The organism is Nocardia cyriacigeorgica, assembly GCF_010858045.1.
Classification (GTDB): domain Bacteria; phylum Actinomycetota; class Actinomycetes; order Mycobacteriales; family Mycobacteriaceae; genus Nocardia; species Nocardia cyriacigeorgica_E.
On record NZ_JAAGVC010000012.1, the window covers coordinates 80,541 to 92,971 of the forward strand.

At 69.8% G+C, this 12,431-nt stretch carries 9 protein-coding genes; 5 read left to right on the forward strand and 4 right to left on the reverse strand.

Features of this window, described 5'->3' with window-relative positions:
• Window positions 1-3: 3 nt before the first annotated feature.
• Window positions 4-3,117, reverse strand: a complete 3,114-nt coding sequence (locus tag GV790_RS31875; RefSeq protein WP_163813778.1) for a protein kinase domain-containing protein — start codon at window positions 3,115-3,117, stop codon at window positions 4-6.
• A gap of 129 nt (window positions 3,118-3,246) precedes the next feature.
• Here GV790_RS31875 and GV790_RS14015 point away from each other — a divergent pair, with 129 nt between their 5' ends.
• Both GV790_RS14015 and ppc read left to right on the forward strand, forming a co-directional pair.
• A complete protein-coding gene (locus GV790_RS14015) occupies window positions 3,247-3,804 on the forward strand; it encodes a sugar O-acetyltransferase (protein ID WP_163813779.1) in 558 nt (185 codons plus the stop codon).
• Window positions 3,805-3,918: 114 nt separating this feature from the next.
• Window positions 3,919-6,753, forward strand: coding sequence for a phosphoenolpyruvate carboxylase (ppc, locus tag GV790_RS14020; protein WP_163813780.1), 2,835 nt, complete (start codon window positions 3,919-3,921; stop codon window positions 6,751-6,753).
• 47 nt (window positions 6,754-6,800) lie between these two features.
• Here ppc and GV790_RS14025 read toward each other — a convergent pair whose 3' ends face one another.
• Window positions 6,801-7,436: a TetR/AcrR family transcriptional regulator gene (locus GV790_RS14025; protein ID WP_280212760.1), complete on the reverse strand. Its 636-nt coding sequence runs from the start codon at window positions 7,434-7,436 to the stop codon at window positions 6,801-6,803.
• 54 nt (window positions 7,437-7,490) lie between these two features.
• Here GV790_RS14025 and GV790_RS14030 point away from each other — a divergent pair, with 54 nt between their 5' ends.
• Window positions 7,491-8,651, forward strand: coding sequence for an FAD-dependent monooxygenase (locus GV790_RS14030; RefSeq protein ID WP_163813782.1), 1,161 nt, complete (start codon window positions 7,491-7,493; stop codon window positions 8,649-8,651).
• Window positions 8,652-8,679: 28 nt separating this feature from the next.
• Here GV790_RS14030 and GV790_RS14035 read toward each other — a convergent pair whose 3' ends face one another.
• Window positions 8,680-9,645 carry a helix-turn-helix transcriptional regulator gene (locus tag GV790_RS14035; protein WP_163813783.1) on the reverse strand — a complete coding sequence of 322 codons (966 nt, stop codon included), beginning with the start codon at window positions 9,643-9,645 and terminating at the stop codon, window positions 8,680-8,682.
• Window positions 9,646-9,706: 61 nt separating this feature from the next.
• Here GV790_RS14035 and GV790_RS14040 point away from each other — a divergent pair, with 61 nt between their 5' ends.
• Both GV790_RS14040 and GV790_RS14045 read left to right on the forward strand, forming a co-directional pair.
• The gene (locus GV790_RS14040) at window positions 9,707-10,198 is read left to right on the forward strand and encodes a pyridoxamine 5'-phosphate oxidase family protein (protein ID WP_163813784.1); all 492 of its coding nucleotides are present in this window, start codon (window positions 9,707-9,709) and stop codon (window positions 10,196-10,198) included.
• A 124-nt stretch (window positions 10,199-10,322) separates the two neighbouring features.
• Window positions 10,323-11,219: an alpha/beta fold hydrolase gene (locus tag GV790_RS14045; RefSeq protein WP_163813785.1), complete on the forward strand. Its 897-nt coding sequence runs from the start codon at window positions 10,323-10,325 to the stop codon at window positions 11,217-11,219.
• Here GV790_RS14045 and GV790_RS14050 read toward each other — a convergent pair.
• Window positions 11,190-12,419, reverse strand: a complete 1,230-nt coding sequence (locus GV790_RS14050; protein ID WP_163813786.1) for an RNA polymerase sigma factor — start codon at window positions 12,417-12,419, stop codon at window positions 11,190-11,192. The two genes, GV790_RS14045 and GV790_RS14050, sit on opposite strands and share 30 nt — an antisense overlap.
• Window positions 12,420-12,431 lie beyond the last annotated feature (12 nt).

A 12,431-nucleotide genomic window follows, 5' to 3' on the forward strand; every position in this document is an offset into this window, starting at 1 on the left:
CCGTCAGCGGCTGATCACCTGCACCGACGGACCGTCGGCCACGTAGACGGTGTGCGAGGTGGGATCGACCGCGATGTCCTCGGCGCTCTGCCCGGCCACGAGCTCGATCGAGCCGATCTGGGTCCGCGTCTGCGTGTCGATCAGCTGAACGTCGGTGTAGTTGGCGATATACACGGTGTGTTCGCTCGGGTCGATGGCGATATCGAGGGCATTGCCGTCGGCGGTGGGCGCGGCCAGCAGTGCACCAGTCTTCGGGTCGATGATCGACAGTGACCGGTCTTCGGAGTCGTTCCCGCCGTACGCGGTCACATAGACGGTGTGCGTGGCTGGATCCACCGTGACATCGAGCGGGCTCGTGTAGTCGTCGTAAGTCGGGATGTCCAGGCTGCCGCTGACAGTGTTGCTCCTGGTGTCGATCATCATCAGGCCCTGGTCCGCGACGACGTAGAGGGTGTCGGCGCCGGGATCGAGGGCAGCTTTGCGAGTGCTGCTGTCGACCGGAATGGTCGCGGTCACCGTCCGAGTGCCGGTATCGACGATCGACACCTGGCTGCCACCGATGACGTAGATCGTCGCCGAATCGGGATCGACGATCACCGACTGCGGGTCGTAGCCGACGGGAATCGTGGCGACGTCTCGGTGCGTTCCGGTGTCGATCAGCGTCACTGTGCGCTCGCCGCGGTCGGTCACGTAGAGCGTGCCGCGGCCCGGGTCGACCGCCACACCACCGGTTTCGGGGCCGACGGGGATGGTCGCGACGACCGTGTTCGTCCCGGTATCGATCACCGACACCGGTCCGCCGAGATTGCCCCTGACGTAGGCCTTCCGGCCGGCCGGATCGAGCGCGATGTCGTGTGCTCCCGCCGGCACCTCGATGGCGGAGGTGATCGCGGGCATGCGCTCCCGGCCGGATCTCGACTCGGCCTGGGTGACGGCCACGGCGACACCGACAACCGCCACCACGGCCAGGGCCGCCGCACCGATCATGACCTCGGTGCTCGTCCGGCTCGTGGGCCCGGGGTCGGAATCGGTTGCGGTCGTCCGGGCCTCGGCTCTCGGAGGAACCGCCGAACCAGGGTCGGGCCAGGGGCCGGCCACCCGTGCACCGGCGTCGGCTGGTGCCGCATGCGGGGCCACCTCCGTGACCGCGTGGCGTGAGTCGGCGGCAGACGACGGAGCCGAGCGGGTGGTGTCCATGCGTGGGTCCAGCTGGGCGGCACCCGCATGCGGACCGGGGTTGATGGCCGGATGCGGGGCGTCGACAGCGTGATTCGACGGTGTGTGCGAGATATCGATGCCGCCCGCGCCCGGTGGCAGCATCGTCTCTGCGATCGCTCCCCGCACGACCACCGAGCCGATCATCTTGTCGGCGACGGTCTGCGCCTTGGCATCCCAGAGCGGGAACAGGAATCCGAGGTAGCACGGCAGGGCATCCACGATGTGCGCGAGTTGCCGCCCGACGGATGTGCCGACGCCGAGCGGGCGGCCCGTCTGCGCGCCGACCACCGAGATACCGACGACCTGCTTGCCCCAGGTCTGCCCGGACCTGCCCTGCCGGAATCCGACGTTCCAGAGCAGATACGCCAGCAGCGCCGCATAGCAGAGCATCATCACCGCGACGCCACCGCCGGTGCTCTCGCCGGGAGAGGGGCTCGATGCCCGCATGAGCCCCATACCCGAGCCCGCGAGCAGGCCCGCGGGCAGACCGTCCAGCAGCGCGGCGCCCACCCGCTGCGTCCAGGAGGCGTACGCCATCGCGGTGCCACCGCCACCGGAACCAGCGCCGCCCGGTCCTGGCACCACCGCGCGGCGCGGCGCGCCGGCGGCCAGGCCGACGCCCATCAGCACGGCCGCCGCAGCGAACACGATCAGCAACCCCAGCGCACGACTCATCCCCAGCATGGTCAGCACATCGGCGGTGACATCGGCGGGCCAATCGCCGAGCGCCATCGGAAAAGCCGCGGCGAACAGCACGCAGGCGAACACGATGACGGTGGAGCGCCTGCGCACGATCAGGGCGCGGACCGCAAGCGCCGCCACCGCCGCCAGCACCAGCACCGGGAGCCAGTAATCGGGAAAGCTTCGCGAGTGCAGCTCACCGTAGCTCGCCAACGCCGCGATCAGCCGAGCCGACGACAGTCCGCAGACCACCACGAGGCAGGCCACCGCAAGCCCGCCGATCCCCGGTTCGCGGGTGGCGACCGGTTCGTGCGTCGCGTGCGAAGCCCGCACGGTGGGCGCCACCGACCCACCGGACACCGCCTCCTGCCGCCCCGAGCTCGCATCCACCGGTCCGACCGGATCGAGCGCACGCCGGGCGGCCACCGCGAACTCGCCGGCACTGCGATAGCGCTGATCCGCCGACTTGGCCATCCCGCGCGCGATCACCGCGTCGAGGGCGGCGGGAACCTCGTCCCGGGCGCGGCTGGGACGCGGCGGTTCGGCGGTGAGATGGGCGGCGATCTGCTCGGCTACCACGGTGCCGGGGAAAGGCCGAGCGCCGGTGAGGCATTCGTAGAGCACGCAGGCCAGGGAGTAGAGGTCGGCGCGGGCGTCGGTCTGCTGTCCTGGCGTGAAGCGTTCCGGTGCCATGTAGGCGAAGGTGCCGAGGGTGGTGCCGACGCTGGTCATCGCGGTCGCGGAATCGTCGCGGGCGATGCCGAAATCGATCAGATAGGCGAAATCGCGATCGCCGAGCACGATGTTGGACGGTTTGACATCGCGGTGCACCAGCCCGGCGGCGTGCGCGGCGTCGAGCGCGGCGGCCACCTGTTCGATGACGTGCACCGCCCGCTCGGGCGTCAGCGGACCGCGCTCGGCGAGCACGGTGGCCAGATCCACGCCGTCGATCAGGCGCATATCGAGGAACAGCCGTCCGTCGATCTCGCCGTAGTCGTGGATCGGCACGATATGCGGTTCGCTGAGCCGGGCCGCGGCATGGGCTTCCCGCCGGAATCGTTCGCGGAATTCCCGATTGCCCGCCAGTGCCTCGGGCAGGACCTTCAGCGCGACCGTGCGCTCTGTCGCCGTATCGAACGCCTCGTATACCCGCCCCATCCCGCCCTCGCCGATGATCCGGCCCAAGCGGTATCGACCGAACGGCTCCCCGTCCACCATCTCGCCCTCCCGTTGCGTGCCGGGCCATGGGATCTGGCGCCGACGCGCAGAACGATACCGAACAGGGTGTGCCGAAGCCGGTGTCCGGCGCGACGGCAGCTGATCGTCGAGCGCCGCTAACCTGGCGGCATGGGTGAACAGAAGGCGCGAATGCTGGCCGGCGAGCTGTACCGGGACAACGATCCGGAGCTGGTCGCCGAGCGGCGGCGGGCACAAGCACTCTGCGACGAGTTCAACCGCACCGGCCCCGAGGAGACCGAACGGCGCGAGACCGTGCTGCGGCAGCTGCTCGGCAAGCTGGGGGAGGGTTCCTGGATCATGCCCCGCTTCCAGTGCGACTACGGCTACCTGATCGAGATCGGCGCGAACAGTTTCCTCAATTACGATGCGATCCTGCTGGATTGCGCGCCCATCACCATCGGCGACGACGTCTCGATCGGCCCGCGCTGCCAGCTGCTGACGGCCCTGCACCCGATGGACGACCATGAGCGGCGCAGGCAGCGGTGGGAGTCGGCGGCGCCCATCGTCATCGGGAACAACGTCTGGTTCGGCGGCGGGGTGATCGTCTGTCCCGGGGTCACCATCGGCGACGACACGGTGGTCGGCGCGGGCAGCGTGGTCACCCGCGATCTGCCGGACCGGGTGTTCGCGGCGGGCAACCCGGCGCGGATCATCCGGGAACTGTGAGGTTGCGCCCTCGCCGGTGACGGGTGCGCGAGCATCCGCCGCACCGTCTCCTCCCGCCCGACGCACCGCCCGACCGAGCAGATGTTCGGCAATCTCCGGCAGTACTGTCGGAACATGACCGAACCGCGGATCGAGACCGAGCAGGACGCGACCCGGCCGCTGCGCGAGGACATCCGATTCCTCGGCGGCGTACTCGGCGACACCATCCGGGACCACGAAGGTCCCGAGGTGTTCGACCTCATCGAACGGGTCAGGGTCGAGGCGTTCCGGGTACGCCGGGAGGAGGTCGGGCGCAGCGCCGTCGCCGACATGCTCGACGGGGTCGACATCGATGTGGCCCTGCCGCTGATCCGGGCCTTCAGCTATTTCGTCCTGCTGGCCAATCTCGCCGAGGATCTGCAACGCGACCGCCGCCGAGCCGCACACGAGGCGGCCGGGGAGCCGCCGCAGGATTCGTCGCTGGCGGCCACCTACCGCAAGCTCGACGCGGCCGCGCTGCCGGCTGCGAAGGTCGCCGATCTGCTCACCGACGCACTGGTGTCGCCGGTGATCACCGCACACCCCACCGAGACCAGGCGCCGCACGGTGTTCGACGTGCAGAGTCGGATCACCGAACTGATGCGCAGGCGTCAGCACTACCCGGAACGTGACCGCTCGGGCCTCGAAGTGGAAATCCGCCGTCAGGTCCTGACCCTGTGGCGCACGGCGTTGATCCGGCTGGCGCGGCTGCGGATCCAGGACGAGATCGCGGTGGGGCTGCGCTATTACGAGCTCACACTGTTCGATGTCATCCCGGCGATCAACGCCGAGGTCCGGGCGGCGCTGCGCTCGCGCTGGCCCGACGCCGAGCTGCTGCCGAAGCCGATCCTGCGGCCTGGTTCCTGGATCGGTGGTGACCGCGACGGCAACCCGTACGTCACCGCCGAGGTGGTGCGCACCGCGGCCGGGCAGGCGGCCGGCCTGGCGTTCGGCCGCTATCTGCGGGAACTTGTGGAGCTGGAGAAGACGCTGTCGCAGTCCGGGCGGCTGGTGCGGGTGAGCGAGGCGGTGGCGGAACTGGCCGCCGCGGGCTACGCCGACCCCTCGATCCACGCCGACGAGCCGTATCGCCGTGCGCTGCACCGTATCCGGGAACGGTTGACCACCACAGCGGAGGCCGCGCTCGGCGTTCCGTTGCGTTCGACCGGTGTCGTCGCGCTCGGAGTGGGAGCGGGCATCGGCGTCGGCCAGGTCACCGCCGGCACACCCGACGCGACGGGCACCGGCGCCCCCGCCTACTCCGATCCGCAATCGCTGCTCGACGATCTCGACGCCATCGACGCCTCCCTGCGCGCCTCCGGTGACGGCCTGCTCGCCGATGACCGCCTCGCCGCGCTGCGCCATGCCGTGGAAACGTTCGGTTTCCACCTCCAGGGCCTGGATATGCGGCAGAACTCGGAGGTGCACGAGCAGGTCGTGGCCGAACTGCTGGCGTGGGCAGGCGTGCACCAGGACTACGCGAGCCTGCCGGAACCGGAGCGGGTGCGCATCCTGGCGGCGGAGCTGAGCACCCGCCGCCCGCTGCTCGGCCCGCACGCGCGGTTGAGCGAACTCGCGGCCAAGGAACTCGATATCGTGCGCGCCGCGGCCGAGGTGGTCGCGACCTTCGGTGAGCCCGCCATCCCGAACTACATCATCAGCATGTGCACCTCGGTGAGCGACATGCTCGAGGCCGCGCTGCTGCTGAAGGAGGGCGGGCTGCTGGATCCGGGTGCGCCCGGCGGTTCGCCGAGTTGCGCGGCCGGCATCGTGCCGTTGTTCGAGACCATCGAGGATCTCGGGGCGGGTGCGGCAACCTTGGCGGCGGCGCTGGAAGTGCCGGTGTACCGGGATCTGGTGGCAGCCAAGGGGATGCGCCAGGAAGTGATGCTCGGCTACTCTGATTCCAACAAGGACGGCGGCTATCTGGCCGCGAACTGGGCGCTGTACCGGGCCGAACTGGATCTGGTGGAGGTGGCGCGCAAGACCGGGATCCGATTGCGGCTGTTCCACGGCCGCGGCGGCACGGTCGGCCGCGGTGGTGGCCGCAGCTATGACGCCATCCTGGCCCAGCCCGCCGGTGCGGTGTACGGGTCGCTGCGGCTCACCGAACAGGGCGAGGTGATCGCGGCCAAGTACGCCGAATCCGGTTCGGCGCACCGGAATCTGGAGTCGCTGATCGCGGGCACCCTGGAATCGACACTGCTGGACGTGGAGGGCCTCGGCGCCGACGCCGAACCGTCCTACCAGCTGATGGACGAGCTGGCCGCCAGGGCGCGCGCCGCGTATGCCCGGCTGGTGCACGACACACCGGGTTTCGTCGAGTACTTCCGCCAGTCCACCCCGGTCGCCGAGGTCGGTGACCTGAACATCGGCAGCAGGCCCGCCTCACGCAAGCCCACCAATTCGGTCGCCGATCTGCGGGCCATTCCGTGGGTGATGTCGTGGAGTCAGGCGCGGGTGATGCTGCCCGGCTGGTACGGCACCGGCACCGCGCTCGAGGACTGGGTCGGTGACGATCCGCGACGGCTGGCGACCCTGGCCGATCTGTATCGGCGCTGGCCGTTCTTCCGTACCGTGCTGTCCAATCTGGCGCAGGTGATGGCGAAAAGCGATCTCGCCATCGCGCAGCGCTACGCCGAACTGGTCGAGGATCGGGCGCTGCGCGAGCAAATCTTCGGCATGATCAGCGAGGAGCATGCCCGCACCATCCGCATGCACGCCGCCATCACCGGCAACGATCACCTGCTCTCGGACAACCCGTCACTGGCCGAATCCATTCACAACCGTTTCCCCTACCTGGAACCGCTGAACCAGATGCAGGTGGAATTGCTGCGACGATTGCGGGCGGGCGATGACTCCGAACTGGTGAAGCGCGGGATCCTGCTCACCATGAACGGACTGGCCACGGCGCTGCGCAACTCCGGTTAGCACGCGGAATCCTGCTGCGGGCAGGTGTTTCCGGCCCGGTCGGCGATTCAACCGCTGCTGTCGTCCGATGCGCTGAGCAGCGCGCGCAACATCAGGTGCAGCTGCGGCGCCGGATCGCTGGCCGCCTCATCCGAGATCAGGCGATGCATGATGAGGCCCTCGAGATAGTCCACCATCGGCGTCGTCGTCCATTCGCCCGCACCGACGGCCCGCAGCATCGCGCCTGCCCATGCGGACAGCCGGGAGTGCCCGCGCTGCAAGGACGCCAGCACCGCCGGCGCGGACTGCGCCTCCAGGAACAGCGCGTATCTGGCGAGGGTCCGGGTGCGGTCGGCGGTGACGGCGTGCCCGACGAACCGCGCCATTCCGGCCGCGAGCTGCTCGACCGTGTCCGGCAGCGGGGCGGTGGTCAGCGTCGACCAGTCCGCGTAGTCGCGTTGCTCCAAGCGTTCGGTGATCCCGGTGAGCAGCGCCTCGCGGGTGCGGAAGTAGTTGGAGGTGGTGCCGACGGGTACGGCGGCGGCCTCGTCGACCGCGCGATGGGTCAAGGCGCGCGGGCCGCGGGAGCCGAGCAGGTCGATCGCCGCGTCGAGCACGCGTTCGCGCCTGGTCGGTTCCGCGCCCTGACCGGGCGGGTGCGGGCTCGCGGGTGTGTTCTGGCCCACCGAGTGTTTCTGTTCCACGGAATCCATACTACATTTGTAGTAATTGTTACTACGGATGTAGTGGAGGCTGGGATGGCGGCGACGCGACACACCGGACAGCGCGCGATCATCGTGGGCGCGGGGATCGGCGGTCTCGCGACCGCCGTCGCCCTGGCCCGGCGGGGCTGGCAGATCGAGATCCTCGAACGCGCCGCGGCGGTCGGTGAGGCGGGCTCGGGATTGACCCTGTGGGCCAACGGATTACGCGCATTGGACCGGATCGGCCTCGGCGACCCGGTGCGCGAGCGAGCGATGGCCGACACCGACGCGGGCATCCGCAGGCCCGATGGCCGCTGGCTCACCCGCACCGACACCGCCGAGCTGGAACGTCGCTTCGGCGAAGTGGTGATGATCCCCCGGGCGGACCTGTTCGAGATCCTGAGCAGTGCGGTACCGGCCGAAACCGTGCGGCTCGGCTGCACTGTCACCGGCGTCGAACCCGCCGATGATCAGGTCGAGGTAGTGCACAGCGGTGGCGTGTCCAGCGCCGACCTCGTCATCGGTGCCGACGGAATCCACAGCGCGGTACGGCAAACGGTGTTCCCCGGCGCGTCCGCGCCCCGCTACGCCGGCTACACCGCCTGGCGGATGATCACCGCGCATCCGGTTCCCGCGCTGCACGACGGCGGCCAGAGCTGGGGTCGCGGTGAGCGTTTCGGCATCATCGCCCTGCCCGACGATCGCGTCTACATGTTCGGTGTCGCCAACTCGGCGCCGGGACTTCGCGCATCCGACGGCGAATACGCCGAGGTGCGGCGGCGTTTCGGCGCCTGGCACGAGCCGATCCCGGCGCTGCTCGATGCCGTGGCGCCCGGCTCGGTGCTGCGGCACGACATCTACGAACTGCCTCCGCTGTCGAGCTACGTCCTCGGGCGCGTCGCACTACTCGGTGACGCCGCGCACGCCATGACCCCGAATATGGGTCAGGGTGCCAATCAGGGCCTCGAAGACGCCGTCACCCTCGCGGCGCTGCTCGACCGCAGCGATGCGGTGCCTGCCGCGCTGGCCGAATACGACCGGATCCGCCGGCCCCGCACTCAGGACATCGCCCGCCGCTCGCGCCGCATCGGCATCGCCGCACATCTGTCATCGGCCCCCGCGGTGCTGGTGCGCGATACGCTCCTGCGGCTGACGCCCGGGCGCGCGATGCTCGGCTCGTTCGCGCCCGCGCTCACCTGGCAACCACCCGAGTGAGGACGCCGGTGAGCAGGCCACCGGGCGGCTAGCGATACAGCGCGTGCATGCCGGCGGCGGTGGCAGCGAAGCGGGCTCGCAGTTCGGGCGGTTCGATCACCTCGGCGAATTCGCCCAGCGGGAGGAGGCCGGTCATCAGCACATCCCAGGATTCGGAGGGCACCGTCAGCTCTACCCAGCCGTCGTCATCCGGTGGGCCGGCCGAGGCCAACGCCTCGCTGACGGCCGCGGGATCGTTCATCAATCGGAGCAGGCCCAGATGCGTCCCGGCGATCCGGCATCGTGCGCGCACCCGCAGCATCGACCGCGCGAATTCCCCCGCCGACGCCGTCCAATGCGCGGACAGGTCGAAATCATCCGGGCGGTCGAAGGTTTCGCCGCTCGGTGTAGCCGATTCGATGCGGCCGACGCGATAGGACCGCACCGCCGTGCCCTCGCGCGCGACCAGGTACCAGGTGCCGGCCTTCAAGACGAGCCCCAGTGGGTCGAGGGTGCGCTCGACCGTGCGGTCCTTGCGGGCGTAGCGGATCACCAGCCTGCGGTCGTGCCAGAGCGCATCGGCGACGGTCGCCAGCGTCGGAGTCTGTTCGGGCCGGTGGAACCAGCCGGGTGCGTCGATGTGCACGCGCTCGGCGATCCGGGTGGCACGGCCGCGCAGTTCCGGCGGGAGCGCGGCGAGCACCTTGAGCTGCGCGGTCGCCAGCACCGTGCCCAACCCCAGATCGGCGGCGGCGCCCGGCAGGCCGGCCAGCAGCACCGCATCGGCTTCGTCGCTGGTCAGCCCGGTGAGACGGGTCCGGTAGCCGTGGACCAGCTCGACCCCGCCCGCGCGTCCCGGTTCGGTGTACACCGGCACCCCCGCCGCCGACAGCGCGTCGATATCGCGGTAGACCGTGCGCACCGAGACCTCCAGTTCGCGCGCCAGCTGCGCCGCCGTGGACCGGCCGCGCGTCTGGAGCAACAGCAGCAACTGCACCAATCGGCTCGCCCGCACACCCGCAGACTAGCCGTAAACCTTGACAGAAGATGTCAGCAATGGCTCGTACCGTCGGGTTATGACCACTTGGAGCCAGTTCACCGAAGAAGCGCCCCGGATCTCCACCGTCTTCCTGCGCCGCCACAAGGCCACCGGCAACCTCTGCATGCTCGGCACGCTCCGCTCCGACGGCTTCCCGCGGATCAGCCCGGTCGAGCCGATGATCTTCGAGGACCAGCTGGTGATCGTCGGCATGCCGAACACCACCAAGTTCAAGGATCTGGCCCGCGATCCCCGGTTCTGCCTGCACACCGCCACCGTCGACACCCATGTCTCCGATGGTGACGCCAAACTCTTCGGGCGCGTCACCGATATCGCCGACCGCGCGGTGCATGCGCGATTCGCGCAGAAGCTGTTCGACGACAGCGGTTTCGACATTCGTGACCAGGAGTTCGATCACTTCTTCGTCGCCGATCTCACCACCGCCTCATCGGTGGAGGTGGTCGACGATCGCCTCGAGATCACCATCTGGAAGCCGGGCGCGGGGGAGCGGGTCGTCGAGAAGCGCTGAACGCGCCCGCGGCCGGGCGGGCAATCGGTCGAAGCCGGGCCCGCCGTCCTCCGGTGGCGGTAGGCTTCGCGGCACAGCCAGTGGCATCGGAGCTGGCGGGGGCGACGATCAAGGATGCTGCGACTTGTCTGACACCATTTCGGAACTCGAGCTCACCCAGCACACGGTCGACGGTGTGCGCTGCGCCGTCTACGACAGTGATCCCGGCGGGAGCGCGGAAGCGGTCGTGTTCGTGCACGGCAATCCCGGTCCCATGGACGATTGGGCCGAGCTGGCTCCGGTCATCGCCGGGTTCGCCCGGGTGATCGCCATGGACATGCCGGGCTTCGGACGCTCCGAACGTCCGCGGACGTTCGACCACAGCGTGATCGGGCACGCGCGGTTCCTCGGCGTGCTGCTCGACCAGCTGGGTGTGCATCGGGTGCACCTGGTGCTGCACGATTTCGGCGGGCCGTGGGGCATGCGGTGGATGCTCGACCACCCCGACGAACTCGCGAGCCTCACGGTGATCAACTGCGGTGTCCTCGACGGCTACCGCTGGCATCGCTACGCCAAGATCTGGCAGACGCCCTTCCTGGGCGAGCTGTTCCAGCTGATGAGCAACCGGCGCGCCATGCGGATCGCGCTCAGCCGCGACAACCCACGCCCGATCCCGCGCAGCTACGTCGAGCGGGTGGCCCGCTACGCGGACTGGTCCCACAAGCGGGCCGTGCTGCGGCTCTACCGGAATTCGCGCGATCCGAGCAGTGCGTTCCCGGAGAAGGACTCCGGCCTCGCGGCGGATGGTCTGCCGGTCTGCGTGATCTGGGGCGACGGCGACCCCTACATCCCGGTGCGCTTCGCCGACCAGCAGCGAACCTTCTTCCCCGACGCCGAGATCCACATCCTGGAAGGGCTCGGGCACTGGCCGTTCGTCGACGACCCGCAGGCCGTGCTCACTCCACTGGAGGCCTTCCTACGCAAGCAGGTCGGTACCCGAGCCGGGGACGGCTCACCGCCCGCCGTCCTGCCGCCGGGCTAGCTCCTCGCGCCGGCGGAGCAGGTAGCGACGTTCGGCCTCGTTGGTAGTCCGGCGAATGGCTTCGTCGTAGGCGGTGCGGGCTTCCTCGGCTCGGCCGAGGCGACGCAGCAAGTCCGCGCGCACGGCATGGAAGAGATGGTGGTCCGCGAGCGGAAGATCCTCGACCAGGGGCAACGCGGTGGCCGGGCCCTCGGTTTCGGCGACCGCCACCGCGCGATTGAGCGCGACGACAGGGCTCGGCGCGATCGCCGTCAACTGGTCGTAGAGCTGCACGATCTGCGCCCAATCGGTGTCGGCGGCGGTCGCGGCGTCGGTGTGCACGGCATTGATCGCGGCCTGAATCTGGTAGGGCCCCGGTGTATTGCGGCGCAGGCACTCCCGGACGAGTGCGTGCCCCTCGGCGATGAGCGCCCGGTCCCACCGGCGGCGATCCTGTTCGGACACCGCGATCGGGGTGCCGTCGTCGTCGGTGCGGGCCGGGCGCCGGGCGTCGGTGAGCAGCATCAACGCCAGCAGCCCGAGCACTTCCGGGTCGTCCGGCAGCAATTCCCGCAGCACCCGGCCCAGCCGAATCGCTTCGGCGCACAGGTCCGCGCGCAGCAATTCCGCGCTGCCGGTGGCGGTGTGGCCCTCGGTGAAGATCAGGTAGATCACCGCGAGTACCGATGGCACCCGCTGTGGCAGCTCGTCGGCGCCGGGCACCCGGTAGGGGATGTGAGCGTCACGAATCTTGTTCTTGGCGCGCACGAGTCGCTGCGCCATGGTCGGTTCCGGCACCAGGAACGCTCGTGCGATCTGGGCGGTGCTCAACCCGCCGAGCAGCCGCAAGGTCAACGCCACCCGCGCGTTCATCGCCAGCGCCGGATGACAGCAGGTGAAGATCAGCCGCAACCGATCATCGGGCACCGCTTCCGGTGGCGCCGGTTCGTCGCGGGCATGCAGCAGCGCGGCCTCGGCATGCCGGTCGGCGCGGGAGGCGTCGCGGCGCAGCCGATCGATCGCCCGGTTCCGGGCGGTGGTGATGATCCAGCCGGGCGGGCTCGGCGGCAGCCCTTCCGCCGGCCAGCGCACGACCGCCGCGGTGAACGCGTCCTGGACCGCGTCTTCGGCGAGTCCGATATCGCCGAAGACGCGGATCAGCGAGGCCACCGCGCGACCGTAGTTGTCGCGGAACACCTCCCGGATGTGCGCCTCGGTCACCGGCGGCGCCGC